Annotated in this window: 17 protein-coding genes, 2 tRNA genes and 1 pseudogene; 5 read left to right on the top strand and 15 right to left on the bottom strand. The window is 44.4% G+C overall.

Features of this window, described 5'->3' with window-relative positions:
- Positions 1–2 precede the first annotated feature (2 nt).
- Positions 3–539, bottom strand: coding sequence for an NADPH-dependent FMN reductase (locus AC5162_RS01420; protein WP_496533604.1), 537 nt, complete (start codon positions 537–539; stop codon positions 3–5).
- 646 nt (positions 540–1,185) lie between these two features.
- Here AC5162_RS01420 and AC5162_RS01415 point away from each other — a divergent pair.
- Genes AC5162_RS01415 through mmuM form a run of 3 tightly spaced genes read left to right on the top strand, consistent with a single transcriptional unit; the run spans position 1,186 to position 5,158 of the window.
- Positions 1,186–2,826, top strand: coding sequence for a peptide ABC transporter substrate-binding protein (locus tag AC5162_RS01415; RefSeq protein WP_496533478.1), 1,641 nt, complete (start codon positions 1,186–1,188; stop codon positions 2,824–2,826).
- A 42-nt stretch (positions 2,827–2,868) separates the two neighbouring features.
- Positions 2,869–4,287 (top strand): amino acid permease, encoded by a 1,419-nt coding sequence (locus AC5162_RS01410; protein WP_496533477.1) that lies wholly within the window; start codon positions 2,869–2,871, stop codon positions 4,285–4,287.
- Positions 4,241–5,158 carry a homocysteine S-methyltransferase gene (mmuM, locus tag AC5162_RS01405; protein WP_496533476.1) on the top strand — a complete coding sequence of 306 codons (918 nt, stop codon included), beginning with the start codon at positions 4,241–4,243 and terminating at the stop codon, positions 5,156–5,158. Before AC5162_RS01410 ends, mmuM begins: the two co-directional genes overlap by 47 nt.
- A 54-nt stretch (positions 5,159–5,212) precedes the next feature.
- Here the strand turns inward: mmuM and AC5162_RS01400 are convergent, their stop codons facing one another.
- From AC5162_RS01400 to AC5162_RS01380, 5 genes are all read right to left on the bottom strand, one after another.
- Positions 5,213–7,237, bottom strand: coding sequence for a KUP/HAK/KT family potassium transporter (locus tag AC5162_RS01400; RefSeq protein ID WP_496533475.1), 2,025 nt, complete (start codon positions 7,235–7,237; stop codon positions 5,213–5,215).
- A gap of 242 nt (positions 7,238–7,479) precedes the next feature.
- Complete coding sequence (locus tag AC5162_RS01395) at positions 7,480–8,121, bottom strand: amino acid ABC transporter permease (protein ID WP_496533474.1); 642 nt, start codon at positions 8,119–8,121, stop codon at positions 7,480–7,482.
- A gap of 17 nt (positions 8,122–8,138) precedes the next feature.
- Positions 8,139–8,777, bottom strand: coding sequence for an amino acid ABC transporter permease (locus AC5162_RS01390; protein ID WP_496533473.1), 639 nt, complete (start codon positions 8,775–8,777; stop codon positions 8,139–8,141).
- The gene (locus AC5162_RS01385; RefSeq protein WP_496533472.1) at positions 8,774–9,646 is read right to left on the bottom strand and encodes a transporter substrate-binding domain-containing protein; all 873 of its coding nucleotides are present in this window, start codon (positions 9,644–9,646) and stop codon (positions 8,774–8,776) included. The genes AC5162_RS01390 and AC5162_RS01385 overlap by 4 nt, the downstream gene beginning before the upstream one ends.
- A 44-nt stretch (positions 9,647–9,690) precedes the next feature.
- Entirely contained in the window at positions 9,691–10,428 is a 738-nt protein-coding gene (locus AC5162_RS01380; protein WP_496533471.1) for an amino acid ABC transporter ATP-binding protein, read from the bottom strand.
- A 254-nt stretch (positions 10,429–10,682) separates the two neighbouring features.
- On the opposite strand from AC5162_RS01380, the gene AC5162_RS01375 reads away from it, so the two are divergent.
- Positions 10,683–11,591 (top strand): alpha/beta hydrolase, encoded by a 909-nt coding sequence (locus tag AC5162_RS01375; RefSeq protein WP_496533470.1) that lies wholly within the window; start codon positions 10,683–10,685, stop codon positions 11,589–11,591.
- Between the two features lie 34 nt (positions 11,592–11,625).
- Here the strand turns inward: AC5162_RS01375 and AC5162_RS01370 are convergent, their stop codons facing one another.
- From AC5162_RS01370 to AC5162_RS01345, 6 genes and pseudogenes are all read right to left on the bottom strand, one after another.
- Positions 11,626–12,654 (bottom strand): DUF4236 domain-containing protein, encoded by a 1,029-nt coding sequence (locus AC5162_RS01370; RefSeq protein WP_496533469.1) that lies wholly within the window; start codon positions 12,652–12,654, stop codon positions 11,626–11,628.
- A gap of 15 nt (positions 12,655–12,669) precedes the next feature.
- On the bottom strand, positions 12,670–13,317 hold the full coding sequence (locus AC5162_RS01365; RefSeq protein WP_496533468.1) for a hypothetical protein: 648 nt from the start codon (positions 13,315–13,317) through the stop codon (positions 12,670–12,672).
- Between the two features lie 152 nt (positions 13,318–13,469).
- A complete protein-coding gene (locus tag AC5162_RS01360) occupies positions 13,470–14,000 on the bottom strand; it encodes a hypothetical protein (RefSeq protein ID WP_496533608.1) in 531 nt (176 codons plus the stop codon).
- A 63-nt stretch (positions 14,001–14,063) separates the two neighbouring features.
- Positions 14,064–14,159: pseudogene (locus AC5162_RS01355) on the bottom strand (helix-turn-helix transcriptional regulator); the annotation flags it as partial.
- A 203-nt stretch (positions 14,160–14,362) separates the two neighbouring features.
- Positions 14,363–14,450: transfer RNA gene (locus tag AC5162_RS01350), tRNA-Ser, on the bottom strand.
- A gap of 46 nt (positions 14,451–14,496) precedes the next feature.
- Positions 14,497–14,826 carry a hypothetical protein gene (locus AC5162_RS01345; protein WP_496533467.1) on the bottom strand — a complete coding sequence of 110 codons (330 nt, stop codon included), beginning with the start codon at positions 14,824–14,826 and terminating at the stop codon, positions 14,497–14,499.
- A gap of 78 nt (positions 14,827–14,904) precedes the next feature.
- On the opposite strand from AC5162_RS01345, the gene AC5162_RS01340 reads away from it, so the two are divergent.
- Entirely contained in the window at positions 14,905–15,600 is a 696-nt protein-coding gene (locus tag AC5162_RS01340; RefSeq protein ID WP_496533466.1) for an NAD(P)H-hydrate epimerase, read from the top strand.
- Between the two features lie 54 nt (positions 15,601–15,654).
- Here AC5162_RS01340 and rlmH read toward each other — a convergent pair whose 3' ends face one another.
- The 3 genes from rlmH to AC5162_RS01325 form a co-directional block, all read right to left on the bottom strand.
- A complete protein-coding gene (gene rlmH / locus AC5162_RS01335) occupies positions 15,655–16,134 on the bottom strand; it encodes a 23S rRNA (pseudouridine(1915)-N(3))-methyltransferase RlmH (protein ID WP_496533465.1) in 480 nt (159 codons plus the stop codon).
- A gap of 570 nt (positions 16,135–16,704) precedes the next feature.
- On the bottom strand, positions 16,705–17,469 hold the full coding sequence (locus AC5162_RS01330) for a M15 family metallopeptidase (protein ID WP_496533464.1): 765 nt from the start codon (positions 17,467–17,469) through the stop codon (positions 16,705–16,707).
- A gap of 58 nt (positions 17,470–17,527) precedes the next feature.
- A tRNA-Lys gene (locus AC5162_RS01325) sits at positions 17,528–17,600 on the bottom strand.
- Positions 17,601–17,602: the final 2 nt, after the last annotated feature.

The following is a 17,602-nucleotide window of genomic DNA, read 5'->3' as shown; positions in this document are numbered from 1 at the left end:
TCTTATACCAATTCTGTTAAGCTCTTTTGCAGTTGGGCCACTTCGCCAGCATACTGCCCTAAAATCGTGGTAACTTCGGCCTCCGTCATTTCGGCCGTAATATCACCCACAGCAATATTTAGCCGTAAGTTAGCTGGCAACCGGTTCATCTTTAGTCCCTGCAAAACCAGTGACAAAGCTAATTCAGCTTGAAAGCCACCATGGCCACCAAAGAAAACAGTTGCCACCTTTTTACCTTGCCATTCAGCATACAAAGTATCCAATGCATTCTTCAAAACGGCCGGATACCCCCAGTTATACTGAGAAGAGACAATCACCATGGCATCAAAGCTTTGAATCTTGGTAGACCAAGCCTTCGTGGCGTCATTTTGATAATGACCAGCGGATGGCAAATCTGGTTCATCTAACCAGGGCAGGTTTTCAGCGGCCAAGTCGACCACCTCAGCTCTTAATTGGTCAGAAGTCAGCTGCTTAGCTAACCACTGACCAATTCGCAGGGTGACTGAATTTGTCCGATTACTACCTACTAATACTGCGATTTTTTTTCATCTATTTGTTCTCCATTGATTGAGGGCCGCACGACTCATGAAGTCGTCGTCCCAATTACGAGATCAACAATGTCTGATAAACAAAAGAACTCTCGCGGCTTTTGCATTTCCCTATTATAGTCTTTTTTGTGATTTGTAAAAGCAATTTTAGAATTAGTCTTGACTCATTGTTTTTTAATGATATACTCATAACCAGAATGATAACTGCAATGAACGGATGAGTAGTTAGCAAGCAACCCTACAGAAAACCATGCATGTTGAGAAATGGTGGGTTGGCTACTAACGAACATGGTCCAGGAGTAGTTTTTAGTTGGTAAGTCCCTGTTGATTAGCCAGCTACGGTTAACAACCGTTACCTTGTTACGGTATAGCTTTTTCCTAGTGTACCGGTTTTAGGCTAGCCAATTATGCTAGCAAAGTAGAGTGGTACCGCGTTGACAGACGCCTCTAAGTTTAGGTTTTACAATCTAACTTGGGGGCGTTTTTTTAGTGTTTAAGAGAGAAATGGAGAAGAGACATGGACCAGCCCAAAACAACCATTGAATTAATTACTTTTACAATCCTTTCCTGTTGTCCCTGTTTAATGATGTCTGAAGGCAAGTAAACACAAGCAAGATTTAATCAACAGGAGTAAAAAATGAAACAATGGCATAAGTGGACGGGCGCAGCAGTCGCCGTCTTAGTAATTGGCGGATTAGTCGTGGCAGACCATCAAAAATCAAAAGGGTCAACTAGTTCCTCGGTCTTAAACTACTCGCTGGACAACGATATTCAAACTCTGGATATTTCAAAAAGTTCTGACCAATACTCAACCACCATTTTAGGCAACACAGAATCAAACCTACTGCGGCTAAACAGTAAAGGCGAACCAGTTCCTGATTTGGCCAAATCCTATAGCGTATCAAAGGATGGTCTCACCTACACCGTTCAATTGCGGTCCAACTTAAAGTGGTCTGATGGGTCAGCCTTAACCGCTAAGGACTTCGTCTATTCTTGGCAACGGTTAGCAGACCCTAAGACTGGGTCTGAATACGCCTACCTCACTTCAGGGGTCAAAAACGCTGATGATATTATGACTGGTAAAAAACCGGTTTCATCACTAGGCGTGACTGCAAAGGGCAATACGCTAACCTTCAAGCTGGAAAAGCCAATGCAGCAGTTTAAATACCTATTAAGCTTTGCCCAATTGATGCCCCAAAAGGAATCATACGTCACAAAGCAAGGCAGCCACTACGGGACAACTGCTAAAAACCAAATTTACTCCGGCCCATATAAACTAGAGGGCTGGAACGGTACCAATGAGTCCTTCAAGATGGTCAAGAACTCAGATTATTGGGATGCCAAGAACGTTAAAACCAAGACGGTCAACTGGCAGGTCATCAAAGATCCCGAATCGGCTTTGAAGCTCTACCAAGAAAACAAGCTTGACCGTGCTAAGATTTATGGCACGCCAGAAATCTACCAAGCCAACAAGAACAATAAGGCGGCAACGACCACCCCTCTCGCGGTTTCAAGTTACTTAGAATATAACCAGGCTAAGAACCCATATTTGGCTAATAAGAAAATCCGCCAGGCCCTTAACATGGCCACCAACCGAAAAGCCTTAGCCAGCCAAGCCAGTGGTAACACCCGTTGGGCAGCGACCGGCTTAGTTCCTAAGAACTTAGTCAAGGCTCATAACGGCCAGGACCTAGCTTCCTATGTCAACCCTGGCTACTCCTATAACTTAGCCAAGGCCAAGAAACTCTTTAAAGAAGGCCTTCAAGAAGTCGGTAAGGGCAAGATGAACGTCACGATTGAAACCGATACCGATGCCGTTATTTCAAAAAATACCGTCGATTATTTGAAGCAAGCTTGGGAGTCTGCCTTTGGTACCGATAATATCTCTGTCAGCGAAAAAATTGTTCCAATTAAGCAACGGATGCAAGACGCCAAAAATGGTGACTTTGACATTACTTTGACAAGTTGGACCGGTGATTACCAAGACGGAGTCAGCTACTACAACATGTTCAAGACCGCAACCACTGGCACTAATAACGGACAATTTACCAACGCGGCCTTCACCGCAGCCGTCAACAAGGCCGAAAACCAGGATGCCAACAACCCATCTGCTCGCGACGCCGACTTCAAACAAGCAGAAGAAGCACTGAAGGACGATGCTAACTTGAATCCTTTGTATTCATGGAAGCGGGTTACCCTAAACCGACCAAGTGTTAAGGGCGTTGTCGCCAACTCAACTGGTCTTCAATTGGATTTGACCCACGCTTACCGGAAATAATTTACCAAATTCACAACCATTTTGAGACCATCAGGAGCAATTATGAGCAATACTCAAAAAGCAAAACAATCAATGAATACTAACCAGCTGATTGCCCTGTCACTGGGTGGGGTAATCGGTACCGGAATTTTTATGAGTCCTGGTTACTTTATCCAAAGTGCTGGTGCAATCGGGACGGTTATCGCCTACCTAATCGGTGCCGTTTTGGTCTGCCTAGTCATGCAATGCCTAAGCGAACTCTCCGTCCACCAACCAACAACCGGGTCCTTCCGCGATTATGCTAACCAATATATTAATCCTGGCGTTGGCTTTGTGGTTGCTTGGCTTTACTGGTTAACCTGGACCATTGCACTAGGTTCGAACTTGCTGACCATGGGTGTTTTAATGCAACGGTGGTTTCCAAATGAACCTGTTTGGCTCTGGTGCTTGTTGTTCGGACTCATCATCTTTGCATTAAACATCGGTAACCTTTCTTGGTTTAGCAAAAGCGAATCGCTGACCTCCTGGGTGAAAACACTTGCCCTCCTCGCCTTTATCGTCATTGGTTTTTTGATGGTTACCCGGATTATTCCAGGCCACCACATTCAAACAGCCGCAAACTTTGGTGAATTGACCAAAGGCGGCATCCTTCCCCATGGTATTGGCCCGATTTTAGCCACCGTTTTAACCGCTAACTTCGCTTACTCCGGAGCCGAAATGATCGGTGTTGCTGCCGGTGAAACCAAGAACCCCGAAAAAGCGGTTCCAACGGCGAGCCGGAAAACACTTGTGATCTTAATCGTCCTCTTTATCGGCGCCATCGTCATCATGGGGTCACTGCTAGCACCCTCTAACAATGCCCTTGCCACCAGTCCTTTCGTTGCCATCTTGGGCCAAGCCGGCGTTCCCGGTGCCGCCGACATCATGAACGCCGTCTTGATCATTACCTTATTCTCTGCTTCCAATGCCGGTGTTTACGCGGCGTCTCGGATGATTTGGTCCTTAGCTGACAAAGGCGAAATTTCACCCAAACTTGGCAAACTCAGCAAGCATGGTTTACCTGTTTATGGTTTGCTACTAACAATGGCCGGCGGGGCCCTCTCCTTACTTTCCAGTATTTACGCTGCCCAAACTCTTTACCTGGCTCTCAATGCCCTGTCGGCCTTTGCCGTCGTGGCTGTTTGGATTATCATTGCCTGGTCTCAGCTGAACTTCCGTAAACATTACCAAAAAGAACATGATGTAAGCACCTTAGCCTACAAAGCCCCGCTCTACCCCCTAACACCGATCACCGTTATCATCATTTGCCTGGCCTCAATTATTGGAATTGGCTTTGATCCAAAGCAGCGGATTGCGCTAATTATCGGCGTTCCTTTCTCTCTTATTCTTTACGGTTATTATCAACTTTTTCAAAACAAAAAAGGAGTCAAACAACATGAATTTTCAACAATGGGCCAACCAGCAAAAGACGATTTTATTTGATAGCTCAATGAGCTTAGGCTTGGAAAACCAAGGCTTTGATACTAATAATCCCCTATGGACTGCCAAAGCCTTGATTAAAGAGCCTGAAAAGGTCTACCAGGTCCACTTAGACTTTTTTAACGCTGGGTCAAACATCACCACAACCGATAGCTACCAAGCCTCACCTGCTGGTTTTGCCAAACAAGGGCTTAATCATGACAAGGCCGAAGAGCTCATCAAACAATCCGTTTTTCTAGCTAAAGAGGCCAGTCAAGCCAGTAATGGTCAGCAGGCAAAGTGGGTCGCCGGTAACATTGGGCCTTACGGGGCCTACCTCGCCAACGGTGCTGAATATACCGGAGACTATGGCAACCTGTCGTCTGAACAACTGCGTGATTTCCACAAAGACCGACTCCACTGGCTAATCGAGGCGGGTTCAGACTTAATTGCGGTCCAAACCGTACCCAGCCTGCCAGAAATCAAGGTTCTTTGCCAGTTACTTGATAAGTACCCAGACACCCCCGTACTCTTCACCTGTTCATTAAAAGACAGCCGACACATTAGTGACGGCACTGACCTACGTGAAGTTCAAACGCTTTTGGAAGCACAAAAAAATGTGATTGCCTACGGTTTCAACTGCTTCAAGCCTGAATTTGCCGAGACTGCCTTGGATTACATCAAGGCGACTGCTAAAACAAAGAAAGCACTTGCGATTGCACCTAACGCCGGGGCTGATTACGACCCCATCACCAAGACCTGGGGCGAGCCAAACGAAAAAATTTTTTCCGAAAAAGCGCCATCCTGGCATGACCACGGTGCTTCTTGGATTAGTGGTTGCTGTGAAATGATTCCGGCCGAACTAAGTAAAGTCAAAGAAGCCCTGTCCTTATAACTCTGCCAAAGAAAAAGAAGCTACCAGTTATGAAACTGGTAGCTTCTTTTATTTTTAATCACAGTCATTTTTTGGCATGGTATTCTTCACGCCTAATTGGGTTAACTTTGAAACTTTCTTCCGTTCGATAAAGAGTGGGACGACTTCTTCGACTGTATCACTCAAGCGCAACTTGTAGAAGTAGCGCAAGTGAACGGTGTGTGATTGGAGCCAAACTCGACCACCAATCAAGAACCGGTCCCAAAGTGAGATACTTGAAACCGTCTTCAAGTCGGTATAGTAGTTATTGGTAATCACATACTTAAAATCACCGATACTCCGGTACTTATCGAGGCCATAACGGGACTTCTGCGGTTCCAAGACCCCTTGCTTAACCAACGTTTTGGCAATCTGGTGGACGTAGTATTCCACTTGAGGGTCAACCTTGAAGCCAAGGTTCAAAACTACACGAACCATGTTTGGACTACCCATCAAGTCCACCGAATACGACTTTTCATACGGGTTAATTGATTCCTTAATCGTGACAAACCAGTAAACATTGGCCCGTTTTGGCCGGGCACCCAACAAGGAATAAATCACCGACTTTTTGATTTGGTAATCGTTATGAACATTAACAATGTAAACCAAGTTTTTGGCCATCAATGGCTCGTCCTGGTCGTTAGTCAACAGCATCAACTGCTTCCGGTACTTCTTCAACGACAAGTACTCGTTGTTATAGGACAAGGCTTCGCGGCGCTTGTTCCCGTAGAACCAGAAGACCATCACAGACAAAATCGCCAACATAATCATCACAGAAGCATAACCACCATGGATAAACTTAACCAGACTTGCAATCAAGAATAAGGATTCCAAAATGGTAAACGGTACAGCGAAAACCCAGGCGGCTACTGAACCAACCTTACTCATCACAAACTGGAAGAGCAGTAGTGTGGTCATCAACATTGTCACCGTAATCGCCAAACCATAGGCCGCTTCCATGTTATGCGAAGTCTTAAAGTACAAGACCACGCAGACACCAGCCGCGAAGAGCATCCAGTTAATAATGCTGATATACATTTGCCCACGGAAATCATTTGGATAAGTAATCCGCAGCCGTGGCATGATTTTCAAACTAATCGCCTCAGAAACCAAAGTAAAGGCGCCGGTGATCAATGCCTGGGAAGCAATGATGGCGGCAATTGTTCCAAGCAAAACGCCAATCAGGCGCCACTGACTTGGAATCATGTCATAAAAAAGGTTCAAATTGGCAGAACCGTCAACCCGGTGGCTAATCGCCCAGGCACCCTGCCCCATGTAGTTCAAAACCAGCATGGTATAAACAAAGGGCCAGCTTAGGTAAATGTTTTTCTTACCAACATGCCCCATATCAGAGTACAAGGCCTCGGCCCCAGTAGTGGCCAAGAAGATGTTTCCCAAAATCAAAAGGCCTAAGTGGTTATACGGTGCAAAGAGCGTTTTAATCGCATAAATCGGCGACAAGGCTTGCAAAACGGCTGGGTAATGCAAAATTTGCAAGAAGCCAAAGAAGCCAATAAAGCTAAACCAAAGCAACATCATCGGACCAAAAACCTTGCCAATCCGAGTCGTTCCAGTCCGTTGCAAGGAAAAGACCAAAAGTAAGATTGCCAAGACAACGGCAATCACAAAGTCAATCCCGCTTGGAAAGACAAAAGCCCCGAAGCGCTGGCCCTTCAGCCCTTCCACAGCAGAGGTAACCGTCACCGCCGGAGTCAAGGCACCATCGGCTAACAGAGCCGCCCCACCGACCATTGCTGGCAAAATCAACCAACTCTTCTTCCAGGTCCGGACCTTACTGTACAGTGAGAAAATCCCACCTTCACCGTGGTTATCAGCTTTTAAAGCGATAAAAACATATTTGACCGTCGTGATCAACATCAAGGTCCAAAAGACCAAAGAAATTGACCCAATCACCAAGTCCTTCAAGTTATCTGTCCCTGAATTACCGGAGATAATGGCGTTCATTGTATAAAGTGGTGACGTTCCAATATCACCATAAACGATTCCAAGGGCAATTAAAAAGCCACTATATTTCAACCGAGATTTTTTTGTGTTCGCCATTCTTCTCTCCTACAAAGCACGGGTGCTTTGTCTAACAAAAGATTTTTCTTTCACCTGTCCGTTCACTTGAACGGGCGCCAACTCCCCTCTGCAAACCAAACAAGTGTTGGTTATATCTGCAAAAAGGTTTCTTCAATCACGGGCTAGTGTACCGCCACTTTAGAAAATATACAACCCGTAAAAGGATATTATTTTCAAATAAAAATGCCCGACCAAAATCATTGGCCGGGCATTGCTTATTTTTAAGCTAATTTGCTATCAAACCACTTAGCCACGAGTGACAAACCATAGTTTAACAAGAAGTAAACAACTGTTAAGAACAACAGTACTGGAATAATGTAATTGGTATTTTGTGCATAAACGATTTGACCACGGTAGGTCATTTCGGCTAAGACAATTCCGGATGCCAAACTAGTATCCTTGACCAACGAAATCAACTGCGAAATAATTGGTGGAATCATCTTCTTGTAAGCCTGCGGCAAGATGATGTGAATCATCGTTTGACCATTGGTCAACCCATTGGCTCGGGCTCCCTCAAACTGGCCAACCCCGATGGCATCCAAACCACCACGGATAATTTCAGCTAGCATGGTCGATTCAAAGACCGTCATGGCCACCACTGTTGCCCAGAAAATCGGTAAGCGGACCCCAAGTTGAGGTAAAGCAAAGTAAGTAAAGAAAATAATTAACAGCAATGGTAAGTTACGGACAATGTTGTTAAGAGTCCCAACGAAACTTGAAAAGTATGGAATCTTTTCAAACATGATGACCCCGATTAATGACCCAATCGCCAGACTTAAAATCACAGCAATTAAAGAGACACCCACGGTAATCCCAAGACCGCCGAGTAAATATGTTAGGTTTGCTCCTGAAAAAGCACTCATCGTTTCGCCCTCCTTTCCTAAGCTTTCTTCAACTTGGTTTCTAGGTACTGGATATAGTAGCTCAATGGCAACGTAATCACTAAGTAGAAACCAGCAATAATAATGTAAGTCGTCAAGGTTTCAAAGGTGTTAGCTGCAACCAAGTTTCCCTGGTACATCAAATCCAAACCACCCACGAAAGCCAAAATCGATGAGTTTTTGACCAAGTTAATCACCTGGTTCCCCAAAGATGGGATAGCCACCTTAAAGGCTTGGGGCAAGACGATATAACGCATTGCCTGGTAAAAGGATAATCCGTTAGCTCGAGCGCCTTCCATTTGCCCACCTTCGATTGACAAAATCCCCGCTCGAACTGATTCAGCGATAAAGGCCGAAGTATAGAGCATCAAGCCAATCGAACCCGCAACAAAGCCCGTCATCCTAACCACCTTGGCCACCGCCAAGTACAAGAATAAGGTAATAATCAACAAGGGAATATTGCGGAAGACTTGGACATAAACATCGCCAATCACCTTGGCCGTCTTCGAATCGGACACCTGCATAATGGCAAAGACCGTCCCTAAGATTAAAGACCCAATCAGGGCAATCAAGCTGGCAAGTAGTGTGTGATCAAAGCCTTGAACAAAGGTCGAAAAGTTATCAACTAATAAGTTCATGACTTCACCTCCAAATCATGCCAGTCCAAACCAGGAACACTTGAGAACCACTTCTTAATCAACTTATTGTACTGACCATCCGCCTCAACAGCAGCCAAAGCCTTGTTCGTTTCCTTCACAATTGGCTTTTGGTTATGGTTAAAGGCAATCGCGTAAGGCCCGCTGGTGAAGACTCCGCCAACCACGTGGTAGTCAGGGTTTTCAGTGGCCATTCCATACAGGATACCGTTATCAGTTGAAAGGGCATCCCCTTGGCCGGCCTTCAAGGCTTGCATGGCTGAAGCGTAGTCTTGCAAGGCGACCAACTTGGCCTTTGGTGCGTACTTCTTCGTTTCTTGGGCAGCCGTTGAGCCAACGACGACCAAGATCGTTTTCTTAGGACTATTCAAGTCAGCAATCGAATGAATGCCAGAATCCCTCTTAACCAAGAGCGACTGACCAGCATCAAAGTAGGTCTTTGAGAAGTCGACCGTCTTAGCTCGTTCTGGCGTAGCCGTCATAGTAGCCATCACTGCATCAACATTGGTGTTCTTCAACAACTGAGTCCGTGATGATGACGTAACTGGGACGAATTTAGCCGTCAAATGCGTGTGCAACTGCTTGGCCAATTGCTTGGTCATTGCTTGGGCCAAATCAATTTCAAACCCGCTTGGCTGACCCGTCTTTGTATCCATCAAGCCAAAGAGCTTGGTATCAACCTTCACTCCCCAGACAATTTGGTGGTTCTTTTCTACTCGTTTTAGCGTATCCTCACCGTTGTTTTGGTTTTCTTGGACCTTATAAACAGCCCAACCAATCCCAAACACCAGCAAGAAGGCCAAAACAATGGTCGCAATCAAACCAAAGCGACGCTTTTTGATTTTCTCCATAATTATTTGCTCGCTAAAAAATCTTTTCAGCGAGCCCCTCCTTTTTAGTGGTGTTCAACTTGAGACAAGAACTTTTGGGCCCGTGGTTCACTTGGGTTTTCAAAGAATTCCTTGGTTGAACTATCTTCCAAAATCTTACCATCAGCCATAAAGATTACTCGGTCGGCCACGGCCTTAGCAAAGCTCATTTCGTGGGTCACAACTAGCATCGTCATCTTCGAATCCTTGGCGATATCTCGCATAACGTCCAAAACTCCGCCAATCATTTCAGGGTCCAAAGCAGAAGTTGGTTCATCAAAGAGCAAAGCCTTTGGCTTCATTGCCAGTGACCGAGCAATCGCTACTCGTTGCTTTTGTCCACCAGAAAGCGCTGATGGCATGTTGTTAGCCTTGTCAGCTAAGCCAACTTGTTCCAACAATTCCATCGCAATTTTCTTATTTTCGGCTTCGTCACGCTTCAAGACAAGGCGTGGCGCCAACATAATGTTTTCCAAAGTCGTTTTGTTATCGTACAAATTGAAGTGCTGGAAAACCATCCCAACATCTTTTCGCACGGTATTAATATCTGTTTTAGGATCGTGCAAGTCAAAACCATCAACTAAGAGCTGGCCTTCTTCAATTTCTTCCAAACCATTCACGGTTCGAATCAAGGTCGACTTTCCTGAACCAGAGGGGCCAATCAAAACGACGGTTTCCCCCTCATCAATCTTGAGGTTAATATCATGGAGGGCATGGAAGTCCCCATAATATTTTTGAACATCTTTAAATTCAATCATTGACATTGCATTTCTCCCTGTCTAAGGCGTGTTTAAATGTGAATAATATTAGATTTTATTCACTAATACACTTCAATCGTACCACGTATCAACGACAAGTGTTTGATTAATTGTTAATTTCCCTCCCATCACGGAAAATAACCGAACGTTTGACCATCACAAATTCTATCATTCGTTTATTTACAAATATTACGCCAGTCGCTTGTCTTGTTTCGTTAATGTTAAAATAGAAGTAACTCAATAGTAAAGTGAGATGTCCCATGAAAAACTACACGGTCCTCAATCAAAAGCGCAAGGCCTACTCTGCCTTTGCCGAAAAAACAATTCCCCTATTTATCAAACAAAAAGACACCCGGGAAGAAAGCGAGTACCAGCGGGCCTTAGCAGCTAGTCAAAAGGCTTTCGAGCTTCCAGCCAGCGTGGCCAAAAAGCCTAACATTTCTTGGCAAGAGCAACTCGAAACAACCATCGAGATTTCGCCCAAGTCCGGTCGCGTTGCAAAAACAATCTACTATATTCACGGTGGGGCCTATTGGGCTCAACCAACGAGTTTTCATTTTTCAATGTTGCAAAAAATTGCTCAGCAAAACCAGGCACGCATCATTATGCCAGTTTACCCAAAGGCGCCGGCCAATACCGCTGATGACGTTCTGCCCTTTATTTTAAAGAACTACCAGCAAGCCCTCGGCGTTTACGGTTTGGACCAAGGTCCAATTTTAATGGGTGATTCCGCCGGTGGTGGGTTAGCCCTGGCCTTAGTGCAAATGCTCCAAGAGCAAAAGTTAACAACTGCCATCCCAAATCAAATTATTCTTTTCTCACCTTGGCTTGACATCACAGCTAACAATCCTGAAAAAAAGGCACTGCAGCCAGTCGATCCAATGTTAGACAATGATATCTTGGCCTTTGAAGGAAAGGTTTACTCTGGCTCTTATGCCGTTGATTCTCCACTAATCAGCCCAATCCACGCCGACCTGTCAACCTTTCCGCGGATTGATGTGTTGACTGGCACTCATGATATTTTATTCGCCGACCAAAAGCAATTAGCCGAAAAAGGCTACGAAAACGTCTTTATCACCGTCTATCCGAAGATGGACCACGTCTTTGTGGCCATGCCCATTCCAGAAGCTAAGCAAGCGCTTCGTCAAGTTCATAACTTACTCAAATGAAAAGCCAGGCCAAAGGGCCTGGCTTTTCATTATCTTAAACATCTAACAATTTCTTTTTCTTAGCATCAAACTCTTCTTGAGTAATGATGTCATCATCTAAGAGTGACTTCAATTGCTTGATGGCTTTCATGTTTACTTTCGCAGGCTTTGCTTTTACTGTGTCTGGCTTGTCAACAGAATTTTCAACAGTAGTTGGCGCCTCTTTTTCAACTTTGTCGTTATTTTTCTGACGGTGCTTATACCGAGCAAACACCACAATTAGGTAAATAAAGTAAAACGGCAAAAGCAAGAACAGCGTCGCAAAAAGAACTGGTAAAAGTGGTACCGCAAAGAAGAGAACCGGGATGGCAATCAAACCCCATTTTAACTGTTGACGCAAACTATTAGGATAACTTGCCAGAAAGCGCTGTTTTTGATTCTTCTTAGCTTTTGGCTGCTTTGATTCATCAGCTTCAGCCATCTCAGCAATGTTTTCAGTCTGGGCTGACTGGTGAAACTGAGCTTCTTCTTTCTTAACGGAAGAAACAGCCGGTGTAGCATCCTGAGTTCCTACTACCTTTTGGCTTTCAACTTCTACTTCCGGCTCTGGTTGGCTAACCGCCACCGGCACAGGCTTGACTTCGTCACCAGCTTTTTCTTTCTGCTCGACTGGGTTAACCGAAATGTCTTGCACTTCATCAGCGAAATCAGGCTTTTGATCTGAAGGTTCAGCCGCTTTAACCTCTGTCTCAATGTGTTCCATATATGGCTTAGGCACTACTACTTTTTTGGTCTTTTCCTTAACAGGGGCAGATGGTGTTTCAACATCATAGCTTTTTGTAGTTGTTGAAGTGGTTTTCGCACTACTCTTGTGGTGACCATCTGATAACATCTTATCCTTGCTAGAATAATCCTTTACATAAGAAATTCCAGTTCCGGGCAAAGACATGGTCTTGCGGTAACCTCCGTTGGCTTTTTTGGTCACTCGGTAACCCTTTGAACCAACACTATAGCCCATCCCGCTCTTACTAAAGTTCAAACGAACCGGTCCCATTTTAACGCTTTTACGGTAACGTAATCCCATTAATTCTCTCCTTAATTAATAGTCAACTTGCATTGAACCACTATCATCGAAATTAGCAGGTTCTTGGTTAGTCCACTTTGCCAAAATTTGGCCAAAGTATACGGCCGGGCTCACCCCTAGCAAATCGTTCTTGCCCGTATCCAAAATCACGTTGACGTAGTTTCCCTGACCCAGGTTTTGGAAATGAACGGCAAAAGTTTGATAGCCCTTCGCAACACCCTTATCCTTATAATCAACAACATCTTGCAAGTTAGCCTGTAAGAACTGGCGGGCATCAAAGGCTACTAAGACCTTGTTGCGCTGGTTATCAACCATTAACCCGTTACCCAGATTCAAGGCGTTGTTCATCTTGAATTGCTGCTGGACTTCACGTAATACATAGTCTTTGTCAGCATGAGTAACAGCTTCTTCTTCAGCTAAAGTTTTCGCGTTTGCCTGGTTCTTTTGATAAATTTCTTCCTGGTGCTTAATCCGTTTTCTTTTGCCCAAATAAAAGATTCCCATAGAGACCGCAATCAGTAGCAAAATCACCACAATGTGGGCAATAATAAAGGTCAAAACTGCTACAACTAAGCAGACTGCCAAAATATATGGCAGGTACTCCAAGAATTTAATCCCCAACCAAATCAGCAACATCATCAACAATATGATTATTCCAACCATCAAAAAACTCTCCCAAGTCTATTTTAACTGGTTTTATTCTAACTCTTTTTACTGTCGCCGTCCCCTTGTTTAGATTAAGTTTTGATTGCAAAAAAGGGAGTAGCCCGATTCGGCCCTTTCTTCCTAACCTTTGTCGTTTCTTAGACCCTTTATTAATTCCCCACCTTTCGCACTGTTGTCGTCAAATGAGCCTTCGTCCTTAAGTCGTGGCGGAAATTGTCACTGCCAATTATTTGCTTCTGCTGTTGTTCATCTGCAAAAATCGCCAGGTCTCCGATAATCAGCTGATTAACCTGGGTTGCCGGCACAATCCGGCTAGTCTTTACATAGCTTCCTTTATGATAAGCCATAACATAGGGTTGAACCACAGCTGGATTTTGTCCGGTTGCTAGGGTTAACTTGGTCCATGAGGTCCCCATCTCATTGTCCGCATACCAGGCTGTCCACCTTCCGGTCTGGTTCTCCTGTCGGGCCGGCATCTTGGTATAAGATACTTGGTAAGTCAAAAACGGGTTCCATCGGTCAATGTCTGCAATACCTTTTTGGTAGCCACACCAGAGGATGGTCACCCACGTCACCAGCAACATAAAAATTAATGACAAAATAATTGTTATTTTCTTATAACGACCCTTCAATTTTACCTCTCGGTCAAGTGCCGGCGCCATTCCTTGATTTTGTTTCATCGCCTTCTCATCTCCAAACATAATTTGTTCAAAAGATACTTCGAATAAAACACAAATACTTCTCAAAATTTCCAAACTTGGGTAATTCTTACCATTTTCCCAAGTCGAGACCGTTTGACGACTGACATGCAATTTATTTGCCAAATCTTGTTGCGTCATTTGCTTGCTTTGACGAAGTCGTTTAATATCTTGTTCGAAACTCATATCTTTTACCTTTACGTTAATTGATTGATAATAATAAGACTAGCAAGAAAAGCTGTCATAGGTAAAGCAAGCACTACTTGCATCCTTGCCATCACAGTCCTTTCTATACAAAATAAAAAGTGTTCATTGAAAATAAATTCAATGAACACTTAATTCAATGGAGAAGAAGGGATTCGAACCCTCGCACGCTTTAACACGTCTACACCCTTAGCAAGGGCGCCTCTTCAGCCTCTTGAGTACTTCTCCGTAACAGATAATATCATATCAGATTATCTGCTTAACGGCAAGCGTTTTAGCGACTAATCAAAGTCTTTAGTTGGTCGTTAAACCGGTCCCAAACCCCTTGGTCGTCTTGCTTGAAGTCTTCGATGAATGATGTGCCGGCTGGCTTGATGGTGCCGGCTAGTTTCTTATAAACATCGTACATCTCAAGTTCTGCTTGGTCATTCCATTTGACGGTGTAAAAAGTCCCGTCCATTCGGTAGTCCAAAATTTCTTCCAAACCACGAATCAGGGTCCGCTTGATGACTTGGTCTTCAGTGACTGCTTCGCCGCGGGCGTTTAAAATGGCGACCTGGTCCTTTACTTCTTGGTAGTCGTCGGCTACTTCCATGCTATCCATTTGGTCGACCTCTTTCATTACTATTTTTTGGCGTTCTATATTATAATTAACTATATCTATTATACTAAGGTGAAATCAATGAGACAACTCGTGACAACAGAAGAAATGCAGACCTTGGACCAATACACGGTTGAAACGGTCGGCATCCACCAAGACGTTTTAATTGAGCGGGCCGCCTTGGCCGCTTTAGACATTCTCGGTGCTGGTAATTATGACCTCTCCAACGTCTTGGTCTTAGTTGGTCTAGGCCACAACGGTGCTGACGGAATTGCCCTGGCCCGCTTGCTCCACCAATTGCAAATTCCAGTTTCGCTCCAATTTGTCGGTAACGTTAATAAAGCCAAGCCGGCTGTCAAACACCAACTAGAGATTGCTGAAGCAGCTGGCGTAACTCGGTCAGAAAAGTCCGACTTTAAGCAAGCTTCACTGATTATCGATGCCATTTTTGGAACCGGTTTGAACAACGATTTGCCAGAAGGCCTCCAAAAGATGGTCAAAGCCGCTAACCATATCGAAAACACAGTGGTTGCCTTGGACATTCCAACTGGGATTAACGGCGACAACGGTCAGATCATGGGTGCTGCTCTGAAAGCCAAGACCACGATTACCTTCGGTTATGCCAAAACCGGTTTGACACGCGGACTCGGCAAGAAAATGTCTGGTCAAGTCTTAGTGAAAGACATCGGTATCATGGTTCCAGCAGACTTCACCTTCTCAATTAAAAAGCCAGCCGAAAAAACCTTTGAACAGAAAAAACAAAGTCATCATAAATAAAAAGAGCGACCAACTGTGACTAATCACGGTTGGTCGTTTTTCTTTGTCTTATTTTTACTTATGATAGGTCGAACCAGCTGAAATCATCATTGCCCGGTAAATTTGTTCGACTAAGACCAGCCGCATTAATTGGTGGGGTAAGGTCAACAGGCCAAATGACAGGAGCAAATTAGCCCGCTTTTTAATCGTTGGGTCTAAGCCGAGTGACCCACCAATAATAAAGGTCAACGTTCCATGACCAGTGTTTTTAGCTGTCTCCAACTTCTTAGCAAGATCTTCTGATGGTAGTTGCTTACCCTCAATCGCTAAGACAACCACATAGTCACGGTCACCAATTTTGCCTTGGAGCCGGTCTGCCTCTTTAGCCATAATTTGCTGGTTTTCTGCCTCAGAGGCCTTTTCCGGTGTCTTTTCATCAGCCACTTCAATCAGTTCAACCGTACCAAAGCGGTTTAACCGTTTGGCATACTCGGCAATCCCCTTTTTCAAATAATCTTCTTTCAACTTACCAACAGTCAATACTTTTATTTTCATTTAAGTTTCAATCCTTTTTTTGGTCTAAACCAAGTAGTTATTCTCTTTTCCATAACTTATCCACTATTTTATCACCAATTCCCCAGGCTTATCCCCCTATTTTTGCTTAATTTAGAAAGGTTTTGACCGACTTATCCCCAAAACGGGGTGTTATTCACAGCGCCTGTGGATAACTTTATCAAAAATTCTGAAGGTGATAAGACTGGGATTCTTGCAAATTTATCCCCAATTATCCCCAATTTTGTCCCCTCAATCCAAACGGCACATTTGTTCGCCCCACCAGGGGAACGAACCTTCGGATTTTGCTCCTTTTGCTCAGCTAGACCAAACGGTGAAATGCGTGCTAGCCGCCTTTTAATAGCGAAAAAGTCGAACAGACCGAGCCTTGCTTTTTCGCCCATATTTTTTAGGCGAACACAAGCGAACATCCATTCTAAAATTGGTATAGTTGTGAAAATTATCTTTTTATTTTTCTAACCAACACCTGTCTGTTCTATTTTACATTTCTTTCATTTGCCAATAAAAAAAGCAGACATCTGTCTGCTTTTCTTTAGAATAAGATTGGAAAAATTAACGGCCAGCAGCCTTCAATTCCTTCAAGTAAGCCTCTAGTGTCAGGTTGTGAGCGACAATGTACTTGGCGTTCTTCACTCCAACATAGCGGAAGTGCCATGACTCGTAATCGATACCCGTTTGCTTGATATCAGACTTCGTCTTACCATAGCGCAAAATGAAGCCATAATCAGAGGCATGCTTGATTAACCAGCGCTGTGAGGCAAACTGGTCCATCTCACCATCCAAGTTTGGATACTTAGCCAAAGCATCGTTTCCGGCCAAATCAATGGCTAAGCCAGTTTGGTGTTCAGAAGAACCGGGTGTTTCAACAACTAATGAGGTTGCCTTCTTAGCATCTGCTTCAGACATTCCCTTAGCTTCGTTATTAGCAGTAACAGAGTCAAAGACTTGTTGCTGGTACTGGATTGACCGGTAACCAGAAACTAAGGTAGTGTCATAACCGGCGGCCTTCGCACCGTTCATAAAGTCGATGACGGCTTGTTGAATCTTAACGTTGACTTGCTTGTCACCGATACTTGCCTTAGTGAAGGATACTTCAGTGTTTTGTGGGTGCCACTTATTGATTAAGAACAAGTCCCAATCAGTTGTTTTCACACCAGAAGGCAGTTCAGAAGACTTCGTCGTCTTTTTTGACGACTTGCTTTCGTGGCTGCGGTCATCGTGACGATCCATTTCATGCACGGCCCAGGCCGTACCACCAGCTAAGAGCAAGACCAGTACGACAACCAGCCCCACTATCCAATAACGCTTCTTATCCATTATTGCCTCCTTTAATTTACAAAAAAAGCCGGAAGATTTTCTCCCAGCTTCTCTCATATGGTCAGTCAGGGGCTCGAACCCTGGACCCACGGATTAAGAGTCCGTTGCTCTACCAACTGAGCTAACTAACCAT

This window comes from Fructobacillus sp. ChS1-6f1-1-27 (genome assembly GCF_059579415.1).
This window is presented reverse-complemented; position numbering and strand designations above follow the sequence as displayed.

Coding starts and splice junctions, on each gene's coding strand:
- rlmH (WP_496533465.1), bottom strand. CDS start 16,134: ATGAAAATAAAAGTATTGACTGTTGGTAAGTTGAAAGAAGATTATTTG.
- AC5162_RS01340 (WP_496533466.1), top strand. CDS start 14,905: ATGAGACAACTCGTGACAACAGAAGAAATGCAGACCTTGGACCAATAC.
- AC5162_RS01375 (WP_496533470.1), top strand. CDS start 10,683: ATGAAAAACTACACGGTCCTCAATCAAAAGCGCAAGGCCTACTCTGCC.
- AC5162_RS01400 (WP_496533475.1), bottom strand. CDS start 7,237: ATGGCGAACACAAAAAAATCTCGGTTGAAATATAGTGGCTTTTTAATT.
- AC5162_RS01380 (WP_496533471.1), bottom strand. CDS start 10,428: ATGTCAATGATTGAATTTAAAGATGTTCAAAAATATTATGGGGACTTC.
- AC5162_RS01385 (WP_496533472.1), bottom strand. CDS start 9,646: ATGGAGAAAATCAAAAAGCGTCGCTTTGGTTTGATTGCGACCATTGTT.
- AC5162_RS01370 (WP_496533469.1), bottom strand. CDS start 12,654: ATGGGATTACGTTACCGTAAAAGCGTTAAAATGGGACCGGTTCGTTTG.
- AC5162_RS01410 (WP_496533477.1), top strand. CDS start 2,869: ATGAGCAATACTCAAAAAGCAAAACAATCAATGAATACTAACCAGCTG.
- AC5162_RS01415 (WP_496533478.1), top strand. CDS start 1,186: ATGAAACAATGGCATAAGTGGACGGGCGCAGCAGTCGCCGTCTTAGTA.
- AC5162_RS01345 (WP_496533467.1), bottom strand. CDS start 14,826: ATGGATAGCATGGAAGTAGCCGACGACTACCAAGAAGTAAAGGACCAG.
- AC5162_RS01390 (WP_496533473.1), bottom strand. CDS start 8,777: ATGAACTTATTAGTTGATAACTTTTCGACCTTTGTTCAAGGCTTTGAT.
- AC5162_RS01360 (WP_496533608.1), bottom strand. CDS start 14,000: ATGAAACAAAATCAAGGAATGGCGCCGGCACTTGACCGAGAGGTAAAA.
- AC5162_RS01365 (WP_496533468.1), bottom strand. CDS start 13,317: ATGGTTGGAATAATCATATTGTTGATGATGTTGCTGATTTGGTTGGGG.
- mmuM (WP_496533476.1), top strand. CDS start 4,241: ATGAATTTTCAACAATGGGCCAACCAGCAAAAGACGATTTTATTTGAT.
- AC5162_RS01330 (WP_496533464.1), bottom strand. CDS start 17,469: ATGGATAAGAAGCGTTATTGGATAGTGGGGCTGGTTGTCGTACTGGTC.
- AC5162_RS01395 (WP_496533474.1), bottom strand. CDS start 8,121: ATGAGTGCTTTTTCAGGAGCAAACCTAACATATTTACTCGGCGGTCTT.